This window comes from Variovorax sp. GW531-E2, from assembly GCF_059423125.1.
Genome location: NZ_JBWKXQ010000058.1, coordinates 23,454 through 44,536, shown reverse-complemented (window position 1 = coordinate 44,536; position 21,083 = coordinate 23,454). Strand labels below are relative to the sequence as shown.

Genomic DNA, 21,083 nt, shown 5'->3' with positions numbered 1-21,083 from the left:
TTTCAAACCGCGTCAACTTTCGAAGACTTTCTTCACCACCCACAACCAACGCTCCTGAGAGCACCAGTCGCTTCGAACACCAGAGGTATTCAGCAGCGAAGCCCACGAGTATATGACAGATTTCGGCTCGTGCAAGCCAAGCTGAAAGAAACTTGAAGAAGACCTTTGCCGCCCCACTCGCCGCCCGCTTCACGCCTCGTCCCTGACTGCCGACGTCTCTCCCAGGGGACTCCAGTCCCTTCTATATAGAGAGCCACAAAGAAGCCTTCTTCCCCAGCCGCCAGGCGCCGTCACCCGCCCCTCCGATAATCCGTGCCACATGGCACTCATCACACTCCTCGACGCGCAGCTCGCGTTCGGTCACGTCCCGCTGCTGGATCATGCGGACTTCTCTCTTCTCGAATCGGAACGCATCGGCCTGATCGGCCGCAACGGCGCCGGCAAGTCGTCGATGCTCAAGATACTGGGCGGGCTGGAAAAGCCCGACGACGGCACGCTGCAGTTGCAGCAGAACCTGCGCGTGGCCTACGTGGCGCAGGAACCCGCGCTGGACATGGATGCGGACGTGTTCACCGCCGCCAGCCAGGGCCTGGGCGAAGTCATCGCCATCCGCGACCTGTACCTCTCCGGTGCGGACGGGCTCGACCTGGACGCCCTGCAGTCCAAGATCGAAGCCTACGACGCCTGGAACTGGGAACAGCGCGTCGAAGAGACGCTGCATCGCCTCCACCTCGACCGCAACGCGCGCGTCGGCTCGCTCTCGGGCGGCACGCGCAAGCGGGTCGCGCTGGCCCAGGCCCTGGTGGCCGCGCCGGATGTACTTCTATTAGACGAACCCACCAACCACCTGGACCTCGACTCCATCGAGTGGCTGGAGCAGTTGCTGATCGACTTCAAGGGCAGCGTCGTCACCATCACCCACGACCGCAGCTTCCTGAACCGCGTCGCCACCCGCATCGTGGAGCTCGACCGGGGCAAGCTGGGTTCCTACCCGGGCAACTTCGAGCAGTACCTCGTCCAGAAGGAAGAGCAGCTCGCCCAGGAAGCGATCATCAGCGCCAAGGCCGACAAGCTGCTGGCGCAGGAAGAGATCTGGATCCGCAAGGGCGTCGAAGCGCGCCGCACGCGCAGCCAGAGCCGCATCACGCGGCTGCAGGAACTGCGCGCCAGCCGCGCCGCGCGCCGCGAGGTGCAGGGCAGCGTCAACATGGATGTCGCCTCGGGCCAGTCCAGCGGCAAGATCGTGGCCGAACTCACCGACGCCACCAAGTCCTTCGGCGAGAAGACCGTGATCCGCGGTTTCAGCGGCACCATCCTGCGCGGCGACAAGATCGGCCTGCTGGGCCCGAACGGCGCCGGCAAGACGACGCTGCTCAAGCTGATCCTGGGCGAGCTCGAGCCCGACAGCGGCAAGATCCGTCGCGGCACCAACCAGCAGGTGGCGTACTTCGACCAGATGCGCGACAAGCTCGACCTCGACGCCACGCTGGAAGACTTCATCAGCCCCGGCAGCGAGTGGATCGAAATCGGCAGCCAGAAGAAGCACGTCAAGAGCTACCTGTCCGACTTCCTGTTCTCGCCCGCGCGCGCCAACTCCCCCGTGCGCTCGCTCAGCGGCGGGGAACGCAACCGCCTGCTGCTGGCGCGCCTGTTCGCGCGCCCGGCCAACGTGCTGGTGCTCGACGAGCCGACCAACGACCTGGACATCGACACGCTCGAGCTGCTCGAAGGCCTGCTGCAGGACTACGACGGCACCGTGTTCCTCGTGAGCCACGACCGCACCTTCCTCGACAACGTGGTGACCAGCACGATCGCCTTCGAGGGCGACGGCCGCTGGCGCGAGTACGAGGGCAGCGTGGAAGACTGGCTGATCCAGTCCAAGCGCGCACGCGAGATCGCCGAGCAGCGCCTCGCGTCGGCACCACCGCCGCCGCCGGCCGCCGCACCGGCTCCGGCCCCCGCGACTGCACCTGCCGCGCCCCCCACCGGCGGTCCCCGCAAGAAGCTCTCTTACAAGGAGCAGCGCGAACTCGAAGCCCTGCCCGCGCAGATCGAATCCCTCGAGGCCGAGCAGAAGCGAATCAGCGAAATGCTCGAACTCGACGGCGGCGCCATCTACGCGAGCGACGCCTCGCGCGCGGTCGAGCTGAGCGAGCGCCACGCCAAGATCGACGACGAACTGCTCGCCGCGCTGGAGCGCCAGGAAGAGCTCGGCGCCGGGCGCTGAGCGCCGTCTTCCCTCACCGGTTGGCCGCCCGTCCCACCCACGACGGACGCCAACTCGGCTATACATGCGGCACCGCCTTCCCAAGCCCCCGGAAAGACCCCGCCGCATGCCTTCTTCTTCCTTCCACGCGTTGGTCCGCCGCAGCATCGCGCTGCTGGCCCTCCTGGTGCTCGGCGCCTGCGCGCAGCTGCCGAAGGAGGTGGACCGCCCGGTCTCGACCGCGCTCGCCTCGCCCGACGGCACGGCGCTGGCCACGCTGCTGCGGGAGCGCCGCAACGCCGACAAGGCACGCTTCGACTCCGGTTTCCTGCTGTTGGGCGGCCCGCAGGCCGCCTACGGCAGCCGGCTGGCGCTGATCGAGAACGCACAGAAGACGCTGGACCTGCAGTACTACGCCATCCACGCCGACGCCAGCACCGGCCGGCTGGTGCGCGGGCTGCAGGCGGCGGCCGAGCGCGGCGTGCGGGTGCGCATCCTGCTGGACGACTTCCACACCATCGGCCGCGACGCGCTGGTGCTCGGCCTGGCCTTCATCCCGAACATCGAGATGCGGCTGTTCAACCCGCTCGCGGGTTCGCGCGGCACCGGCTTCAACCGGATGCTCAACGCCATCGGCGAGGTCTCGCGCATCCAGCAGCGCATGCACAACAAGCTGTTCCTGGCCGACAACGTGATGGGCGTGACGGGCGGGCGCAACCTGGGCGACGCCTACTTCGGCAACGCCACCACCGGCAACTTCGTCGACGTCGACGTGCTGGCGGCCGGCCCGATCGTGCAGGACCTCTCGCGCAGCTTCGACAGCTACTGGAACAACGAGCGCGCCTACCCCGTGCAGTCGCTGGTCTCGCGCGAGGAGTTCCAGCGCATCCGCGACCGCGCGCGCCGGGTCGACCAGGAACTCAGCGACGAGGCGGCCGAAGCGCGCAACCAGCCCAAGCCCCCGGACGGCGAGCCGCGCCCCGGCGCCGGCCCCACGCCCGAGCAGCGGGCCCGCGCCTGGGACGAGAAGCCGCTCGATCTGCGCAGCGCCGCCTTCGTCTGGGCCCCGGCGCTGATGCTGGCCGACGCGCCCGGCAAGATCCCAGCCGACAGCGGCCCCGGTGCGGTGCGCAACCCCGACCTCGTGGTGAGCCGGCCCGCGCTGCCCTCGCGCAGCGCCACCGCGCTGGCCGACCTGGCCTCCAGCGGCGACACGGTGGTCGAAGGCCTGCTGCACCTGATCGGCCAGGCGCGCACCGACCTGCTGATCATCTCGCCCTACTTCGTGCCCGGCCCCGACATGCAGCAGGCCTTTGCCGCGGCGCGCGCGCGGGGCGTGCGCATCCGGGTGCTGACGAATTCACTGGCCTCGAACGACGCGCCCATTGCCCACGTCGGCTATGCGCGCCACCGCAAGGCGCTGCTCGCCGCGGGCGTGGAGCTCTACGAGCTGCGCAGCGAACAGGCCGACTTCGGCAATGTGTTCGGTTCCTCGGGCGGCAGCGGCGCAGGCAGCGTCAGCGGCGAATCGCGCGCGATGCTGCACTCCAAGGTGCTGGTGATGGACGGCCGGCTGCTGGTGGTCGGCTCGATGAACCTGGACCTGCGCTCGCAGCTGCAGAACACCGAGATCGCGCTGCTGATCCGCAGCGGCGAACTCTCGCGCATGGCGGCCGAGCAGATCGAGCGCGGCATGCGCGAGCGCGCCTGGCATGTCGAACTCGCAAAAGGCACGCTGGTGTGGCACGCCCCCGAAGGCAGCGGCCTGCAGGACACGGACACCGAGCCCGACGCGAGCGCCACGCTGCGCTTCCTGCTGCGGCTGTTCGGGCCGCTGGCGCCGGACCAGTTGCTCTGACGGTCCGGCTCGACCAGTTCAGTGCTTGTGCTGGTGCGCACCGCCCGCCGCGGGCGCGGCAGCAGCGGCGCCTTCGGGCGCACCGACCGGCAGCTTCAGCTCCAGCGTCGTCTTCGCGCCCTTGGCGTCCTCGAACTTCAGGGTCATGGGCACGGTCGCGCCCTTGGTCATGGCGCCCTTCAGGTCCATCAGCATCACGTGGTAGCCACCGGGCTTGAGCTCGACGGTCTTGCCGGCCGGCAGCTCGAGGCCGCCCGCGAGTTCGCGCATGCGCATGGTGTCGCCTTCCATCTTCATCTCGTGCACCTCGGCCACGCCGGCAGCAGGCGTCGAGATGCCGACCAGCTTCGTGCCCGTGGGCGCGGTGAGCTTCATGAAGGCACCCGTGCCGCTCTGGCCCGGCACCGACTGGCGCACCCAAGCGTCGCGCACGTCGACCGTGGCCACGCCCTGCGCCACCACGTCGAGCTTGGCCGCGGGCTTCTTCAGGCCGGCCGTGGCGCTGCCCGACGCGGGCACTTCGGCCCAGTCGACGCTGCCGACGTCGCAGTCCTGGCGCACCTTGAACCACAGCGGGCCCGGCGTGGCGGGCACCTTGCCGCGCAGCACGAACTCGCCGCGCTCGCTGCCGGGCAACGCGTTCTGCGGCGTCTCTGCCGTCCAGCGCACTTCGCCTTCGGCGCTGCCGGCCTTGGGCGCATCGAGCTTCCAGCCCTTGCGCGCCTGGGCGTCGGTGAGCACGAAGCCCTTGGGCAGGCGCACCGCGAGGCCTGTCGTCGCCTTGGCGCCTTCGCAGGCATGGCCGACGCGGAAGGCGGCGTTGTACTCGCTGCCGACGGTGGCGCCGCCCGGGGGCAGGCTCACGTGGGCGCCGGCGGCGCCGGCAGCGGCCAGCAGGGCGCAGGCGGCGAGGGTGTGGAAGGTGGGGGTCGAAAGCTTCGTCATGGCGGGTGTCCTTGGGTAGGAAAAAGTGAGGGTCAGAGGTCGAACTTCAGTTCGGCCACGAAGGTGCGTTGCGGGTACGGGTGGAAGGCCCAGTAGGTGCGGTTGTTCAGGTTGTCGATGCCGACGGCGGCGCTCCATTGGCGGTCGATGCGGTAGCGGATGCGCGCATCGACCACGAAGAACTTCGAGAAGCCCATGAAGGCCATGCCGTTCGGGTCGCTGTTGTCGAGCGTGCCGTACTGCCGGCCGCTGTAGCGCGCGCCGACGGTGTAGCTCCACTTCGCGTCGGGCCGGTAGGTGGCGAGCAGCGAGGCGCGCACCTTGGGCACGCGCGGCTGGTCGCGCCCCACGCTGGCCGGGAAGCCGCGGTTGGCGGTGATCTTCGAATCGGTCAGCGTGAGGCTGCCGCCCAGGTCCAGCCCCTGGATGCCCGCATCGACCGTGTTGATGGCCACCTCCAGCCCGCGCGTGCGGATGGCGTCGACGTTCTGCACGGTGCTCACGAGGTTCGTGAGCGCCTGGGTGTAGAGCGCGTCCTTCGTGTGCTCGAAGAACAGCGTGGTGCGCAGCACGCCGTCGACGCCCCAGCGCTTGAGGTCGCGCTCGGCGCTCAGCTCGGCGGTCCACGAACGCTCGGGGCGCAGGTCGGGGTTGGTGTTGACGATGCGGTTGCCCTCGATCGAGCCCTGGTAGAGCTCGCTCACGGTGGGCATGCGCACGGCACGCCCGATCGAGGCCTTGAAGTGCCAGTCGGGCGTGGCCTGCCAGGCGAGCGCGGCCTTGGGCGAGACGAAGCTGTTCTTGCGCGGCGCGAAGTCGAGTAGCCGCGCCGCGTTGCCGAGCTGGCCGCCGTAGGCCTCCCAGCGCTCGTGGCGCAGGCCCAGCGTGGTCTTCCAGTCTTTCGCGAAGCGCCAGGTGTCCTGCACGTAGAGCGAGCGCAGTCGCGTGTTGCCGTTGAAGGCGGAGAACGGCGACACGGCCGGCCCGCCGATCCAGTCGCGCGTGTTGCCGATGGCGCTGCGCAGCCGCGCGGTGTCCTGCTGGACGCCGAAGTCGACCACGTGCGCGCCCACGCCTTCGGCCGAGCCGGTAGGCCGCCAGGTGCCCGCGGCCTTGAAGGTGTGCCAGCCGGTGCCGCCCATGTCGGTGGTGCGGCCCGGGCCACCGTAGAAGGCGCCCGGCAGCGCCGTGGTCGGCGTGCGGGAGGTGTCCTTCGCGTAGTCGAACAGGCTCGCCGCCACCTCCCAGTCGAACACGCCGCCGGTGTGGCTCTTCACCGAGAGGCCGTGCATGTAGTGCGTGAGCGCCGTCTCGGTCGGCGCGAAGGCAGCAGCCGGTGCGTCGAGGTTGTAGGTGCGTCCGCCGAGGTTCACGCGCCCGCCGTACACCGGCTGGCCGAGCGCATCGCGCAGGTAGGTGTCGGTGCTGCCGTGCGTGATGTTGTGCCAGGCGCCCAGCGTGTAGGTGGCGCGCACCGTGGGCGAGAAGTCGTAGGCCAGCTTGAGCTTGGCCTGCTCCTGGGTCGTGTCGTAGGCGGTGATGCCGCCCAGCAGCCACCACGGCTGGTTCGACGGGTTCAGCCCGAGCACCGCGCCGGTGACGGGCGTGCCCGCGCTGCCCACCGTGCCGGCGCTCACGAGCCGGTTGGCGAACGACAGCGACTGCCCCTTGCTGTGGGTGCGCGAGGCGCCGAGCCACCACGACCAGTCGCCGCTGCGGCTGCCCAGCGACAGGTCCAGCTGCTGGCCGCCCGGCGACGAATGGCTGTTGTACAGGTCGAAGTTCGAGGTGAAGCCGCTGAGCTTGACGTGCGCCTCGAGCTGCGTGGGCATGCGCGTCACGTAGTCGACCACGGCGCCCACCGAGTTGCCCGGGTAGGCGGCCGAGAACGGGCCGTAGAGCACGTCGACGCGCTCGATCTCGTCGGGCGACACCATGCCCCAGCGCGGCGCGAAGGTGGCGCCGTTGCCCAGCGGGTTCGACAGCATGATGCCGTCGGCGTAGACCATCGCGCGGGCGCTGTTGCCCGTGCCCGAGGCGCGCGTGGCAAGCACCGCGTGGTTGAAGTCGCCGATGTAGCGCTTGCGCACCAGCAGGCTCGGCAGGTACTTGAGCGCGTCCTCGGCGTCGGTCGCGTTGACCGTCTCGGCGATCTGCTCGGCGGTCACGCCTTCGATGGTGGTGGGGATCTGCGTCGGCAGCGAGGTCGGCCGGCCACCGCTGATGGTGACGGTGCCGAGCGTGCGGCCCGGGGCAGCGGCAGCGCCGGCCTCCGGCGGATCAACGTCCGGCGGCGTTTGCTGCTGCGCCCACACCGGCGCGCTGAAGGGAAATGCCATGGCGATCGCCAGGGCGCGGGAGTGCTGCTTCATGGGGAACCGGCTCCACGAACTTCAAGCCAAAGGGACCGCCTGCGCGCACCCGGGGTGCACCGACAGACAGCGCTGTTGCTGATCGCTCAGGCGGAACGCGGAGGCCCACGGGCCGGAAGCGGCGCGGCCGTGGCCGCGGCATGGCGCGCGGCGGGAATGGGTTGAAGCACGCGCCCCAGCGGCAGGGGCGCATCGAACGCGGCCGCCACGGGCGGCGGGGGCGGCGCACCGGTCAGCACGCACAGGGGGCAGTCCATGTGCGTGGCGCCCATGTCCTGCACGCCGTCTTCGGTGTGCACCACCACCTTGATGGTGCCGGCGCCGGAACACACCAGTTCCATCGCCTGCGGATGCACCACCGGCGACGCCACCGCTACGCCCAGCGACAGCACGAACCACAGCAGCACCCACCGGCCGAGGCGGCCGATCAGGCGGGGGTGGGGGCGCAACGTGTGCATGGCGGTCGCGATTATCGGCGCACTTTGCTGTTGGTGGCCTTGGGGGCGGCACGGGGTGCGGCCTTGCCTTTGGGCGCGGCAGCGGCCTTGGACGCCGGCTTGGCCCCGCCCTTCGCAGCGGCCTTCTGGCCCGTGCCCTTGGCCGCCTTCTGTCCCTTGACGTTCTTGCCACCGCGCACCGCCTTGCGGGCCGGCGGCTCGGGCGCGGCGAGCGCCGGCATCGGCAGCGCCTGCTGCGCCTGCGCCTCGGTGAGCACCGGCGTGACGCGAAAGCCGCGCGCCGCCATCAGCGTGGGCAGGCCCTGCGCGCCGACCATGTGCAGCGCGCCGACCGCGGCGAATGCGCTGCGCCCGCCCGCATGCAGGCGCTCGATGCCGTCGGCCAGGCCGGGGTTGCGGTCGTCGAGCAGGCGCTTCATGAGGCGCTGCTCGGCCGGCGTGTTCAGGCACTCGCACCACTCGGCGTAGCGCGCCAGCCGGGCCGCGTCGCTGCGCGCCCAGACATCGGCCAGCGTCTTGAGCTGGCCGCGCAGCCGGCCCGACTCCAGCTCGTCGAGCATGGCGTCGATCTGCTCGGCCTCTTCGGCTTCGGAGCCGCCGGTGAGCCAGCGCAACTGGTCGGCCGCGTTCTCGAGCGCGACGATCGGCTTGTTGCTGTTGCGGGCCGAGACGGCCAGCGTCTCGTCGACGCCGAACTCCGCATACAGCCCGTCGGCGCGCGCCGCCAGCGCGGTCAGCGCCGTCACCTGCAGGATGGGCGGCAGCCGGGCGGTCGAACCCGGCGGCACGCAGGCCTCGGCGTTCTGGCGCTCGAGCCGGCGGGCGCGTTCGCCGCTGAGCACGCGCGCCACCGCGGCCGGGTCGGCCGGCTGGCTCAGGGCGCGCACCGTGGCGTCGTCGCGCGAGTCGAGCTCCAGCGCGAGCGTGTCGCTCTGCGCCAGCGCCTTCTGCACGGTGGGCCCGGGGCGCACCCATTCGCCGCGCCCCAGGTGCAGGGTGCCGTAGAGCCACGAGGTGCGGCCGTCGCGCTCGATGCGCCACAGCAGGCCGCGGTCGATGCCGTTGCGCAGGCCGATGCCGGGCTTCTCGAGGCTCGCGATGGCCGAGGGCGGGCAGGCGGCGGCATGTGCGGCCACCGCGATGAAACAACCACCGACAGCCGCGAAGGCCTGGCGGGTCAGACGTGCAAGAAGGCGCTGGGGCGCCGGCCGGTCGGTGCCGCGCGACAGCAGGCGCAGCGGTGCGACGAGGGCTCGGAGTATCCGCAAGGCGAGCTCCATGATTGAAAGAAAGTCCGGCATTCTCACAGCACCGCTGCCCATAATCCAAAACCATGCAAAGCATCTTTCACCTTGCCTTCCACGTGCGCGACCTGGACGGCGCCCGCCGCTTCTACGGCGACGTGCTGGGCTGCGCCGAAGGCCGCAGCACCGACACCTGGGTCGACTTCGACTTCTTCGGCCACCAGATCTCGCTGCACCTGGGCGAGCCCTTCGCCACCACCCGCACCGGCCGCGTCGGCGACGCGATGGTGCCCATGCCGCACTTCGGCATCGTGCTCGCGCTGCCCGACTGGCAGGCGCTGGCCGGGCGCCTCGAAGCCGCCGGCACCGAGTTCGTGCTGAAGCCGCAGGTGCGCTTCGAAGGCCAGCCGGGCGAGCAGTGGACGATGTTCTTCTGCGACTCCTTCGGCAACCCGATCGAGGTCAAGGGTTTCCGTTCGCTCGACACGCTCTACGACAAGTGACCCTGCGCCCGCCCGTTCCCGCTCTTCGGGCGCCCCGGGCGGCCGCGTCCCTCCTCGGCCCGGCCGCGATCGCATTGGCCGCGCTGCTGGGTACCCCGACGGCCCATGCGCAGCAGGAGTGCGAGCTCAACGGCCAGCGCGTGAGCCCCGCCGACGGCAACAGCACCGCCGGCAAGACCGGCCTGATGCGTTGCAAGGACCGCGGCACCGGCGAGCTCCAGCGCGAGCAGCAGGTGCAGAACGGCGTCTTCATGGGCCTGGTGCGCTTCTACGAAAAAGGCAAGCTCGCGCGCGAGCACACCATCAACGCCAAGGGCAACATGCACGGCCGCGCGCGCGAGTTCGCGCCCGGCGGCCAGGTGCTGCGCGACGCCATGTACGACGACGGCCAGGAGCGCGGCCTGGTGCGCAGCTTCTACCCCGGCGGCCAGCTGCGGCGCGCCACCTTCTACCCCGACCGCGGCACCGAGCGCGCCATGGTCGAGTTCACCGAGCGCGGCCAGATGTCGATGCTGCGCTGCGCCGAGGCGCCGGTGCTGGCGCCGGTGGCCGACGATGCCAGGCTGTGCGGCTTCACGGGCGGGCCGTCGAACGTCGACCTGTTCGACGCGCGCGGCACGCTGCGCTCGCGGCTGTCGTACCAGGCGGGCAAGCGCGTGCGCACGCAGGAGTTCTACGACAACGGCAAGCCCTCGGTGGTCGACGAGACCAGCGGCAACCGGCGCGTGGAGCGCAGTTTTTCGTCCGAGGGCGTGAAGCGGCGCGAAACCGTGTGGCTGCTGGTCGGGCGCTCGTCGATCCGCCAGCGCGAGCAGGAGTTTTCCGACCGCGGCTCGCTGGTGCGCGACCAGCGCTGGAACGCCGCGGGCGAGCCCCTGAGCGACGACAGCTACCACCTCAACGGCCAGCCGCGCAGCAAGGCCGTCTACAGCGGCGCCGGCAGCGAGCGCACGGTCGACGTGACCGAGTTCTACGACAGCGGCCAGCGCGCCGCGCAGGGCCGCTACCTCGCGCCGGGGCGCGGCCGGCAGGTGCCCGTGGGCACGCACCAGCGCTTCAATGAAAAGGGCGAGCTGCTGGCCGAGTCGAGCTTCGACGACAAGGGCCGTGTGACGCGCGAACGCAGCTGGGACGAGAACGGCGAGCTGCAGCGCGACGACGAAGTCTTCGAAGACGGCTCGCGAAAAGCGTTCGCCCGCTAGGACGAACGCCTCTGGGCGGCATCAGTCCAGCTTGATGCCGGCCTGCTTGATGATCGGGCCCCAGCGCTTCGACTCCGCGCGCGACAGCGCCGCGAACTGCGCCGGCGTGCCGGGCATCGCTTCCATGCCGAAGTCGTCGAAGCGCTTTTGCACGGCCGGCGTGCTGAAGGCCTTGTTCAGGTCGCTGTTGAGCTTGTTCACCACGGCGGCGGGCAGGCCGGCTGGGCCCAGGATGCCCTGGAACGCGAACACCTCGGTGTTGGGCACGCCCACTTCGGCCAGCGTCGGCACGTCAGGCAGGCGCTTGCTGCGCGCGCCCGAGCCGATGGCCAGCACGCGCACCTTGTTGCCCTGCATGATCGGCAGGCCCGAGGCCAGGTCCAGAAACATGCACGGCACCTGGCCGCCCATCACGTCGGCCATGGCCGGCGCCGCGCCGCGGTACGGGATGTGGGTGATGAAGGTGCCGGTGCGCGCCTTGAACATTTCCATCGCCAGGTGGTGCGGCGAGCCGTTGCCGGGCGAGGCGTAGTTGACCTTGCCGGGGTTGGCCTTCACGTAGGCCAGGAACTCCTTGAAGGTCTTGGCCGGGAAGTCCGGGTGCACCACCAGCGCGAGCGGGAACTTGCCGATGGCGCCGATGTAAGTGAAGTCTTTCTCGGGGTTGAACGGCAGCTTGCTGAACAGGTGCTCGTTGAAGGCCAGCACGGCGTTGTCGGCCGACAGCACCGTGTAGCCGTCGGGCTTGCTCTTGGCGACCAGGTCGGCGCCGATGTTGGTCGACGCGCCGGGGCGGTTGTCGACCACGATCTGCTGGCCCAGCGTCTGGCGCATGGCCTCGGCCAGCACGCGCGCGATCACGTCGGTGCCGCCGCCCGCGGGGTACGGCACGACCCACTTGATGAGCTGCGCGGGGTAGTCCTGTGCGTGGGCGAAGGGGGCTGCGGCCACGGCGGCGCCGGAGGCGAGCGTGGCGAGAAGGGTGCGGCGATCCATGAGATCAATCTCCTGTTTTTTGTTCGGAAGCGGACAGCGATGGTACGGGCAGCGCGCGCAACGCGTCGGCCAGCGCGGCGCGGCAGCGCGCCTCGTCGCCGACCTGCTCGAACAGCAGCAGCGCGAGCCGCGCGAGGAACAGCGATTCGCGCTCGGCGCCGGCCTCGGTGATGGCGCGTGCGCACTCGGCGTACAGGCGGTCGCGGGCGTCGGGGTGGAGCGAGGGAGCGGAGGTCGTCATGCGGGAATGTCCTGTGAAGTGGCGACGGCCGCGCGCGCCAGCGCGGCGGGCAGCGCACCGGCCGGCAGCCGGTGCCAGCGCGCGGCCACGTGGCCGTCGGGGCGCAGCAGGTAGACGGCGCCATCGCCGGCGCCGAGCGCGGCGAAGACGGCGGGGGACGCCTGCGCATCGGCGCCGTCGCTGTGGCCCAGGCGGGCGATGGTGCGCACCGCGAAAGGCACGGCGCCTTGCCGGGCCTGCGCGATGTCGGCGTCGGGCAGCGGCGCCAGGTCCGGCTGCAGCACCAGCAGCGTGAACACCGGGCCGATCCAGTCGGTGAGATGGCCCTGCGCGAGCGGCTGCTCGGGCATCGCCTCGCCCGGCAGCGGGCCGGCGGGCAGCGTGTCGCCCGCGCTCGACAGCGCCGAACCGTCGTAGCGCACAGCTTGCGTCTGGCGCGGGTTGATGAGTTGCGCGATGCCACGGTGCGCCTCCGACAGCGACAGCGCCGCCTCGCGCAGCAGGTCGAAGCCGCGCGAGGGCGGCGACATGAACTCCGTGCTGCGCATCGCGGCCTCGGCGTTGATGTGGAAGGCCGCGATGCGCTCCTGCGAGTACGAATCCAGCAGCGCCGGGCCCGACAGGCCCTGGGCCACGAAGGCCAGTTTCCAGGCCAGGTTGTCGGCGTCGTCGAAGCCCGAGTTGAGGCCGCGCACGCCGAAGATCGGCATGGCGTGCGCCGCGTTGCCCGCGAACACGACGCGGCCGTGGCGGTAGCGCTCGAGCGTCATCGCGCCGGCGCGGTAGACCGAGGTCCACACCGTCTTCCACGGCAGGTGGCCTTCGCCGATGGCGTCGAGGTGGCGCTGCACGAACTCGGCCACCGCCGCGGGCTGCAGTGCGTCTTCGGTGCTCTGGCCGGCGCGCAGCTGGTAGTCGATGCGCCAGATGTCGTCGGGCTGGCGGTGCATCAGCACGGTCGAGCCGGGGTTCCACGGCGGGTCGAACCAGGCGCGGCGCTCGGTCGGGTGGCCGCTGTGCAGCTCGATGTCGATGATCACGTAGCGGCCTTCGTAGCCCGTGCCCTCCAGCGCCAGCCCGAGCGACTTGCGCACGAAGCTCTGGCCGCCGTCGCAGGCCGCGAGCCACTGGCCGCGCAGGCGGTAGGCACCCTCGGCGTTGCGCACGTCGAGCGTCACGCCGTCGTTGTCTTGCGCGAGCGCGGTGAGCTCGGTGCCCCAGCGGATGTCGACGAGCCCCGGCGTCGCGGCATTGCGGCGCTCGATCTCGTCCAGCAGGTACTGCTCGATGTAGTACTGCTCCAGGTTGATCATCGGCGGCAGCTTCTGCTGCGCGGCCTGCGGCATCTCGAAGCGGAACACCTCGGCCGTCTTGTAGAAGCTGCGCCCCACGCTCCACGGCAGCCCCTTGCCCATGAACGCCGGCAGCGCACCCAGGCGCTCGACGATCTCCAGGCTGCGGCGCGAGATGCAGGCCGCGCGGCTGCCCACGCAGACCGTGTCGTCGGCCTCGAGCACCACGCAGCGCACGCCGTGGTTGGCGAGCCCCAGCGCGAGCGCCATGCCCACCGGGCCGCCGCCCGCGATCACGACGGGATGGCGGCCGGGCTCCATGCCGTCGGCGTCGAGCGACGGCAGCCGGGGCGCGAAGCGCGTGTAGTGGAAGGCGCCGACCGAAGGCGGCAGCGCGGTCGCGCTGGCTGGCGGCGGCACGGGGCCTGTGGCGGCGTCGGCGGTACGGGTGGTGGTCATGGAACGGGATTGTCCCGATGCACCGCCCGCGCCAATGTCATAACTTCGTAGGAGGTATTTACCCTAGTCCTCCTTCGAAACCCCATGAAACGCTGGAGCCTCCACCCTGCCGCCGACGCCCGGCTGTCGGCGGCCGTCGTCGGCGACGTGCTGGCGGGCATCGGCACGCCGCATCTGGCGGCCAGCTGCCTGGCGGCGATGCACCGCGTGATGCCCGTCACCTTCTGCACCGTGTTCGGCGTCGACGCCACCGGCCGCATCGAGACCGTGTCGGCCGCCAGCAGCTACGGCCACACGGCCGAGCGCACCGCCGAGCGCTACGTGGCACAGCGCTTCGACCGGCTCGACCCCCACATGGCCTGGCTGGCCGCGCGCAAGCTGCCGAAGCGCGCGCAGCTGTGGATGGGCCACCAGCACGGCGACGAAGTGGCCGACCCCGCCTACCGCGCCGCCTGCTACGGCGACGTGGGCATCCGCGAGCGCAGCTCGGTGTTGTTGCTGCGCCCAAGCGGCCAGCGCGTGGCCGTGAGCTTCTACCGCAGCCTGGCGCAGCCCGAGTTCGGCGAGACCGACTTCGGCGTCATCGCCGCCCACGCCACGCTGCTGGCCGACGCCGCCAGCGCCCACAGCCGCAGCGCGGCGGCGGTGCATGAGGCGGCCGCGCCCACCCTCGCCTCACGGCTGTTGACGCTGAGCCTGCGCGAACGCGAGGTGATCGGCCACCTGATGGCGGGCCGCACGGCGAAGGAAACGGCGCGCGTGCTGGGCGTGGAGCTCAGCACGGTGCGCACGCATCAGTACCGGGCGTTCCGGCGGTTGGGGATTCGGACGCAGAAGGAGTTGCTGCGGGGTGCGATGCCTGCGGCCGTCACGGCATCGTGACGATCTGCCGGATGGCCTCGCCGCGCTGCAGGCGGTCGAAGCCCTCGTTGATCTCCTCGAGCTTCAGGCGCCCGGTGAGCAGCCGGTCCACGGGCAGCTTGCCCTGGCGGTACAGCGCGATGAAGCGCCCCAGGTCGCGCCGCGGCACGCAGCTGCCGAGGTAGCTGCCCTTGAGCGTGCGCTCCTCGGCCACGAGGTGCCAGACCGGCGTGTTCAGCGTCTGGATGGCGGCGGGCAGGCCCACGGTCACGGTGGTGCCGCCGCGGCGCGTGACCTTGTAGGCGAACTCCAGCGCCTTGGCCGAACCCACCATCTCGAGCGCATGGTCGACGCCGCCCTCGGTCATGTCGCGCAGCCGCTTGGCCGCGTCGGGGTCGCTGGCGTTCACGCTGTCGGTGGCGCCCAGCGCGAGGGCGAAATCGAGCTTGTCCTGCGCCAGGTCGACCGCGATCACGCGCGCGGCGCCCGCCGCCAGCGCGCCCATGAGCGCGGCCAGCCCCACGCCGCCGAGCCCCACCACGGCCACGGTCTGGCCCGGCCGGACCTGCGAGGTGTTGACCACGGCCCCGACGCCCGTCACCACCGCGCAGCCGAACATGGCAGCAATTTCCAGCGGCAGCTCGCGGTCGATCTTGTGCAGCGAGCGGCGCGACACCGTCGCGTACTCGGCAAAGGCTGACACGCCCACGAAGTGGTCCATCGGCTCGCCGCGGTACGACAGCCGCCGCGCGCCGCCCAGCAGCGTGCCCGCCACGTTGGCCGCACCGCCCGGCTCGCACAGCGCGGGGCGCCCCTCGGCGCACGGCGCGCAATGGCCGCAGCTCGGCACGAACACCAGGATCACGTGGTCGCCCGGCGCCAGGTCGGTCACGCCCTCGCCCAGCGCCTCGACCACGCCGGCCGCTTCGTGACCCAGCACGATCGGCGTGCGGCGCGGCCGGTCGCCGTTGAGGATCGACAGGTCCGAGTGGCACAGTCCCGCGGCCGCGATGCGCACCAGCACTTCGCCGGGGCCGGGCGGCGCCAGCTCGACCTCCTCGATCTCGAGCGGTCGGCTCTGGGCATAGGGCGCGGGGGCGCCGAGGCGCTGCAGGACGGCGGCACGGACTTTCATGGGGTCTCCTTGGGTTCGGTCAGGCGATCAGGACTTCGCTGCGGCAACCAGCGGGCACTTGCTCTTGGACAAGGGCTGGAAGGCCTTGTCGCCGGGGATCGTGGACAGCACCGTGTAGTAGTCCCACGGGTACTTCGACTCGGCGGGCTTCTTCACGCTCACCAGGTACATGTCGTGCACCATGCGGCCGTCGGCGCGGATCGTGCCGCCCTGCGCGAAGAAGTCGTTCACCGGCATCGCCTTCATCTTCGCGGCCACGGTGGCGCCGTCGTCGGTGCCCGCGGCCTGCACCGCCTTCAGGTAGTGCGTGACCGCCGAGTAGGCGCCGGCCTGGATCATCGAGGGCATCTTCTTCATGCGCTCGAAGTAGCGCCGCGCCCAGGCCCGCGACTCGGGCGTGCGGTCCCAGTAGAAGCCGGTGGCGAAGGTCATGCCCTGCGCCTGGGCCAGGCCCAGCGCATGCACGTCGTTGATGAACATCAGCATCGGCACCACGCGCTGCTTGGGCGACACGCCGAACTGCCGCGCCGCCTTGACGGCATTGACCGTGTCGCTGGTGGCGTTGGCCAGCGCGATGGTGTCGGCCCCCGAGGCCTGCGCCTGCAGCACGTACGACGAGAAGTCGCTCGCGTTGAGCGGGTGGAACACGCTGCCGATCACCTTGCCCTGCAGCTCGCCGACGAACTCGGTCATGTTGGCGGCCATGGCCTTGCCGAAGGCGTAGTCCACGCCGATCAGGTACCAGGTCTTGCCGCCCTGGCGGCTCACGCCCTGCGCGGCGCCGTTGGCCAGCGCGTAGGTGTCGTAGGTGTAGTGGACCGAGGTCGGCGCGCAGGCTTCGTTGGTGAGCGCCACCGAGGCGCCGCCGGTGTTGATCGACAGCTTCTGCCGCTCGCGCGCCAGGTTGACCACCGACAGCGCGACGGCCGAGTTGTTCATGTCGAAGATGGCGTCGACGCCGTCGCGGTCGTACCAGGTGCGTGCCAGCGAGGCGCCGATGTCGGCCTTGTTCTGGTGGTCGCCCGAGACCAGCTCGATGGGCCGCCCGAGCACCTGGCCGCCGAAGTCCTCGATGGCCATGCGCGCGGCCTCGACCGAGCCGCGCCCCGCGGTATCGGCGTACAGGCCCGACATGTCCGACAGCACGCCCACGCGCACCTTGTCGTCGCTGAGCTTCTGGGCGGCGGCCTGTCCGGCCAGCGCCATGCCCATCACCCCCCATGCGCACAACGCGCGCCCCGCCAGCTTCGGCATGCCCATGGACCTGTCTCCTTGCAGTGAACGGATCGCTGCATCCTAGGCAGCGCCCGCCGCGCAGGGTTGGGCTTTGCGGAACGGGGGCTTCCGGCCAGCCGAACGGGGAGAAACCCCGACAGGGCCTGCGTCAGCCTTCGGCGGCGGGTTCCGGCGCGGTGCCGGCGTCGGTTCCGGCCTGCGGCTTGGTGAGCGACACCGGCGCCTCCACCGGCCGCCCCGCCGTCGACACGATCTCCTGGTCGATCGCGCCGAACAGCGAGCGTCCGTCCAGCCCCTTCATCTCGATGCGGATGGTGTCGCCGAACTTCATGAAGTCGGTGGCCGGCGCGCCGTCCTGGATGGTCTCGATGCAGCGCTTCTCGGCGATGCACGAGTAGCCCTTGGGCCATTCCATGCGGCCGTTCTTCTCGACGCCCTTGTTGCTCACGGTGCCGCTGCCGACGATGCTGCCGGCGCGCACGTTGCGGGTCTTGGCGATGTGGGCGATGAGCTGGCCGAAGTGGAAGGTCATCTCGGGGCCGGCGTCGCACAGGCCGACCTTGCGGCCGTTCCAGCTGCTTTGCAGCGCCAGGTGCACGCGCCCGTCCTGCCAGGCCTCGCCGAGCTCGTCGAGCGTGACGGCCACGGGGCTGAAGGCGGTGGCGGGCTTGCTCTGGAAGAAGCCGAAGCCCTTGGCCAGCTCGGCCGGGATGAGGTTGCGCAGGCTCACGTCGTTGGCCAGCATCACGAGGCGGATGCCGTCCAGCGCCTGCTCGGGCGTGGACCCCATCTTCACGTCGCCGGTGACGACGGCGATCTCGGCCTCGAAGTCGATGCCCATGGCTTCGCTGGGCACGATCACGTCGTCGACCGGGCCCAGGAAGTCGTCGCTGCCGCCCTGGTACATGAGCGGGTCGGTGTAGAAGCTCTCGGGCACCTCGGCGTTGCGCGCCTGGCGCACCAGCTCGACGTGGTTCAGGTAGGCCGAGCCGTCGGCCCACTGGTAGGCGCGCGGCAGCGGCGCCATGCACTGGGCGGGGTCGAAGGGAAAGGCGTGGCGCGCGCGGCCGTGGTTGAGGGCGTCGTACAGGTCCTGCAGCTGCGGGCTCATGAAGCCCCAGTCGTCCAGCACCTGCTGCAGCCGGCTCGCGATGCCGGTGGCGTAGTGGGCGAGCGTGAGGTCGCGCGAGACGACGACCAACTGGCCGTCGCGCGAGCCGTCCTTCAGGGTGGCGAGTTTCATGGTGCGGGCGTGAGCAAGAAAAAGGGCGCGGCGCCGCGCCCACTAAACTGGTTGAACGGGCGGCAGTGTACCGAGTGGACTTCGTGAACCTCGGCGCCGCAACCCACTCCACACACCCATGTCGACGCACGTCGCGCCCCCACCGCTGTCCCTGGGCCTGCCCGGGCGCCCGTCCTGGCGCGCGCTCGCGGGGCTGACGCTGGCGGTGGCGCTGGCGCACCTGCTGCTGCTCGGGCTGGCGCCGATGGCCATCGGGCCGGAGCCCTCGCCGCTGGCCAGCAAGTTCATCACGCGCACGATCGTGATCGCGCCGCCCGCGGCGGAAGCCCCCGCGGCACCGGCCGCCGCGCCGGTCGCGGCCAAGCCGCCGCCACCGGCCAAGCCCCGGCGTCCGCGCGAAGCATCGGTGCCCAAGCCCAAGCCGGCCCCGGCGCCCGTGCCAGACGCGCCGGCCCAGACACCTCCTCCCGAAACGCACGACCAGACCGCGCAGGCCGCTACAGATTCAGGAGCAGCCACCCCCGAGGCACCGGCCAGCGCTCCGGCCGCCGTCACGGGCACCACAGCCGGTGGCACGCAGGGCGGCACGACCACGGCCGGCAGCGGCGCCTCGGGCACCATCGCTGGCACCCAGGCACTGCGGATTCCGGGCTCGGTCACGCTCGATTTCGAAGCCACGGGCCAGAAGGGCGCCTCGCCGCAGCGCGGCGTGTTCGGCGAGCTGGTCTGGCTGCAGGACGGCAGCCGCTACGACGGGCGGCTCACGCTCAAGGCGGTGTTCTTCACCCTGCTGAACTGGCACAGCACCGGCAAGATCGGCCCCTCGGGCCTGGAACCCGAGCGCTACTCGGAAAGCCGCAAGGCCGAGGTGGCCTCGCATTTCGCGCGTGACCAGGGGCAGATCATCTTCAGCAACAACGCCCCCCCCGTGCCCCTGCAACCGGGCGCGCAGGACCGCATGAGCGTGATGATGCAGCTGGGCGGCCTGCTGGCGGCCAGCCCGGGGCGCTACCCAGCCGGCACCCGGATCTCGGTGCAGACGGTGGGCGTGCGCGACGGCGATGTCTGGGTCTTCGAGGTCGGCGACGAGGAGCAGCTGAGCCTGCCGGCCGGCGACTTCACCACGCGCAAGCTCACCCGTACGCCCCGCAAGGATTTCGACCGAAAACTGGAGCTCTGGCTGGCGCCGCGCTACGGCTACCTGCCCGTGCGCATCCGCCAGACCGAGGCAAACGGCGATTTTGCTGACGCCCAATTGCGCAAACCCCTACCCGAAGCGCCCGCCAATTGAGGCAAAAAGGCTCACATATCAACGGCGCAACGACAACTGTTCTTGAAACTGGCGCGTTGATTGCTATCTAACCCTCATGAACGCCATCGACATCCTCACAGGGCCCGCCATGAACATGCTTTACGACTCCGAGTCCTTCGTCGTCGTGCACGTGCAGCCGAACGACGGCGACGAGCCCAGCACGACGCCCAACGGCCCCGTGCTGGAACGCCACGGCTTCGAGATCGTGGACAAGCGCTCTGGCAAGGAGGTGTACCTCGACGGCTCCTGGGCCGAACTCTTCCAGCAGCAGATCGCCGCCTGGCAGCTCAACACGCCCACGCAGGAAGAGGTCGAGGACACGCTCGAGGGCTACGCCGAGCTGGCGCACACGCCGGTGCTGGTGCACTGAGCGGCCTGCCCCGCCCGAACGAAACAAGCGCCCCGCGGGGCGCTTTTTCTTTGCCTAGGCCCCTCGGCGCTCGGTCCAGCGGTACATCGGCCCCACGATCAGCAGCACCGCCACCAGCCGGCACACCTGGAAGGCCGTGACCACCGGCACGCCCAGCTGCAGCACCTTGGCCGTGATCGACATCTCGGCGATGCCGCCGGGCGAGGTGCCCAGGATCATCGTGGCCGGATGCAGCCCGGTCGCCCCCGCCAGCAGCCAGGCCGCGCCGGCGCACAGCACCAGCATGCCGACCGTGCCCAGCGCCACCGAGCCGAGCCAGCGCGGCGCCGTGTGCAGAAACTCGCGGCTGAAGCGCACGCCCAGGCTCACGGCAATCACCAGCTGCGCGGTGTTCGACAGCCAGGTCGGCACCGCCGACAGCGACTGCCCCGCCACCGTGAAGCCCATCGCCACCAGCAGCGGCCCCATGAACCAGGGGTTGGTGCGGCCCAGCGCCCGCATCGCGAGCCCACCCGCGCCAGTGGCCAGCGCCAGCAGGGCCAGCCCGGCCGGGTTCACCTCGCGCACGCCGGGCGGGTTGATCTCCAGGCCGTGCAGCCCGCTCCACTGCATCGCGAACGGGATCGTCACCGTCACCACCATCAACCGCAGGCTGTGCGCGGCGGCCACCAGGTCGGTGCGCGCGCCGGCCGATTCGGCCAGCAGCGTCATCTCCGAAGCGCCGCCGATGGCGCCTGCGAAGTAAGTCGTGGCTCTCATGGATTTCGCCGGCACATGCGGCATGCGCGCCGCATGCACGCGGTGCAGCCAGCGGCCGAACCCCCAGCCCAGCAGCAGCGCCCAGCCGATGGCCAGCAGGATCGCCCACCACACGCCGGCCACCAGCGTCACCACCTGCGGCGTGAAATACAGGCCCAGCGCGGTGCCGATGACCCACTGCCCCAGGTTGCGCAGCGGCGTGTGGCTGGCGGTCGGCTGGCCCGCGATCGAGGCCAGCGACACCGCGAACAGCGGGCCGATCATCCAGGGCAGCGGGGTGTGCAGCACGACACAGGCGAGTGCGGCGGCCAGCGCCAGCAGCAGCGTGGCCAGCACGCGAAGGGGAAAACGAAAGGACACGGGCAGAGAAAGCAGCGGAAAAGGACGACAG

The 21,083-nt window shown here is 70.8% G+C and carries 18 protein-coding genes; 7 read left to right on the top strand and 11 right to left on the bottom strand.

What is annotated here, in order from left to right:
- Positions 1–319 precede the first annotated feature (319 nt).
- Both AC07XP_RS25685 and AC07XP_RS25680 read left to right on the top strand, forming a co-directional pair.
- A complete protein-coding gene (locus tag AC07XP_RS25685; RefSeq protein WP_495266268.1) occupies positions 320–2,227 on the top strand; it encodes an ATP-binding cassette domain-containing protein in 1,908 nt (635 codons plus the stop codon).
- Between the two features lie 106 nt (positions 2,228–2,333).
- Positions 2,334–4,064 carry a phospholipase D family protein gene (locus AC07XP_RS25680; protein WP_495266267.1) on the top strand — a complete coding sequence of 577 codons (1,731 nt, stop codon included), beginning with the start codon at positions 2,334–2,336 and terminating at the stop codon, positions 4,062–4,064.
- A gap of 18 nt (positions 4,065–4,082) precedes the next feature.
- On the opposite strand, the gene AC07XP_RS25675 is transcribed toward AC07XP_RS25680, so the two are convergent.
- The 4 genes from AC07XP_RS25675 to AC07XP_RS25660 form a co-directional block, all read right to left on the bottom strand.
- A complete protein-coding gene (locus tag AC07XP_RS25675) occupies positions 4,083–5,009 on the bottom strand; it encodes a copper chaperone PCu(A)C domain-containing protein (protein WP_495266266.1) in 927 nt (308 codons plus the stop codon).
- A gap of 32 nt (positions 5,010–5,041) precedes the next feature.
- The gene (locus AC07XP_RS25670) at positions 5,042–7,381 is read right to left on the bottom strand and encodes a TonB-dependent receptor (protein ID WP_495266265.1); all 2,340 of its coding nucleotides are present in this window, start codon (positions 7,379–7,381) and stop codon (positions 5,042–5,044) included.
- An 86-nt stretch (positions 7,382–7,467) separates the two neighbouring features.
- Positions 7,468–7,839 (bottom strand): DUF2946 family protein, encoded by a 372-nt coding sequence (locus tag AC07XP_RS25665; RefSeq protein WP_070063852.1) that lies wholly within the window; start codon positions 7,837–7,839, stop codon positions 7,468–7,470.
- 11 nt (positions 7,840–7,850) lie between these two features.
- Entirely contained in the window at positions 7,851–9,107 is a 1,257-nt protein-coding gene (locus AC07XP_RS25660; RefSeq protein WP_495266264.1) for a TraB/GumN family protein, read from the bottom strand.
- 65 nt (positions 9,108–9,172) lie between these two features.
- Here AC07XP_RS25660 and AC07XP_RS25655 point away from each other — a divergent pair, with 65 nt between their 5' ends.
- Positions 9,173–9,586 (top strand): VOC family protein, encoded by a 414-nt coding sequence (locus tag AC07XP_RS25655; RefSeq protein WP_495266263.1) that lies wholly within the window; start codon positions 9,173–9,175, stop codon positions 9,584–9,586.
- Positions 9,587–9,660: 74 nt separating this feature from the next.
- A complete protein-coding gene (locus AC07XP_RS25650; protein ID WP_495266262.1) occupies positions 9,661–10,788 on the top strand; it encodes a toxin-antitoxin system YwqK family antitoxin in 1,128 nt (375 codons plus the stop codon).
- A 21-nt stretch (positions 10,789–10,809) separates the two neighbouring features.
- Here AC07XP_RS25650 and AC07XP_RS25645 read toward each other — a convergent pair whose 3' ends face one another.
- The 3 genes from AC07XP_RS25645 to AC07XP_RS25635 are packed head-to-tail and all read right to left on the bottom strand — an operon-like array spanning position 10,810 to position 13,776.
- Positions 10,810–11,784 carry a Bug family tripartite tricarboxylate transporter substrate binding protein gene (locus tag AC07XP_RS25645; RefSeq protein ID WP_062482864.1) on the bottom strand — a complete coding sequence of 325 codons (975 nt, stop codon included), beginning with the start codon at positions 11,782–11,784 and terminating at the stop codon, positions 10,810–10,812.
- 4 nt (positions 11,785–11,788) lie between these two features.
- Positions 11,789–12,025, bottom strand: coding sequence for a hypothetical protein (locus AC07XP_RS25640; protein WP_095746954.1), 237 nt, complete (start codon positions 12,023–12,025; stop codon positions 11,789–11,791).
- On the bottom strand, positions 12,022–13,776 hold the full coding sequence (locus tag AC07XP_RS25635) for an FAD-dependent monooxygenase (RefSeq protein ID WP_495266261.1): 1,755 nt from the start codon (positions 13,774–13,776) through the stop codon (positions 12,022–12,024). The genes AC07XP_RS25640 and AC07XP_RS25635 overlap by 4 nt, the downstream gene beginning before the upstream one ends.
- Positions 13,777–13,860: 84 nt before the next feature.
- On the opposite strand from AC07XP_RS25635, the gene AC07XP_RS25630 reads away from it, so the two are divergent.
- Positions 13,861–14,658, top strand: coding sequence for a helix-turn-helix transcriptional regulator (locus AC07XP_RS25630; protein ID WP_495266260.1), 798 nt, complete (start codon positions 13,861–13,863; stop codon positions 14,656–14,658).
- Here the strand turns inward: AC07XP_RS25630 and AC07XP_RS25625 are convergent.
- From AC07XP_RS25625 to AC07XP_RS25615, 3 genes are all read right to left on the bottom strand, one after another.
- Positions 14,645–15,772: a zinc-dependent alcohol dehydrogenase family protein gene (locus AC07XP_RS25625; RefSeq protein ID WP_070063846.1), complete on the bottom strand. Its 1,128-nt coding sequence runs from the start codon at positions 15,770–15,772 to the stop codon at positions 14,645–14,647. The genes AC07XP_RS25630 and AC07XP_RS25625 overlap by 14 nt on opposite strands.
- Before the next feature lie 27 nt (positions 15,773–15,799).
- The gene (locus AC07XP_RS25620) at positions 15,800–17,026 is read right to left on the bottom strand and encodes an ABC transporter substrate-binding protein (protein ID WP_495266269.1); all 1,227 of its coding nucleotides are present in this window, start codon (positions 17,024–17,026) and stop codon (positions 15,800–15,802) included.
- A gap of 130 nt (positions 17,027–17,156) precedes the next feature.
- Positions 17,157–18,251 carry a fumarylacetoacetate hydrolase family protein gene (locus tag AC07XP_RS25615; protein WP_495266259.1) on the bottom strand — a complete coding sequence of 365 codons (1,095 nt, stop codon included), beginning with the start codon at positions 18,249–18,251 and terminating at the stop codon, positions 17,157–17,159.
- 118 nt (positions 18,252–18,369) lie between these two features.
- On the opposite strand from AC07XP_RS25615, the gene AC07XP_RS25610 reads away from it, so the two are divergent.
- Together AC07XP_RS25610 and AC07XP_RS25605 are read left to right on the top strand one after the other, a co-directional pair.
- Positions 18,370–19,542 carry a DUF3108 domain-containing protein gene (locus tag AC07XP_RS25610; RefSeq protein ID WP_495266258.1) on the top strand — a complete coding sequence of 391 codons (1,173 nt, stop codon included), beginning with the start codon at positions 18,370–18,372 and terminating at the stop codon, positions 19,540–19,542.
- A 109-nt stretch (positions 19,543–19,651) separates the two neighbouring features.
- Positions 19,652–19,933, top strand: coding sequence for a BTH_I0359 family protein (locus AC07XP_RS25605; RefSeq protein WP_062478455.1), 282 nt, complete (start codon positions 19,652–19,654; stop codon positions 19,931–19,933).
- A gap of 54 nt (positions 19,934–19,987) precedes the next feature.
- Here AC07XP_RS25605 and AC07XP_RS25600 read toward each other — a convergent pair whose 3' ends face one another.
- Complete coding sequence (locus tag AC07XP_RS25600) at positions 19,988–21,052, bottom strand: AbrB family transcriptional regulator (protein ID WP_487847360.1); 1,065 nt, start codon at positions 21,050–21,052, stop codon at positions 19,988–19,990.
- Positions 21,053–21,083 lie beyond the last annotated feature (31 nt).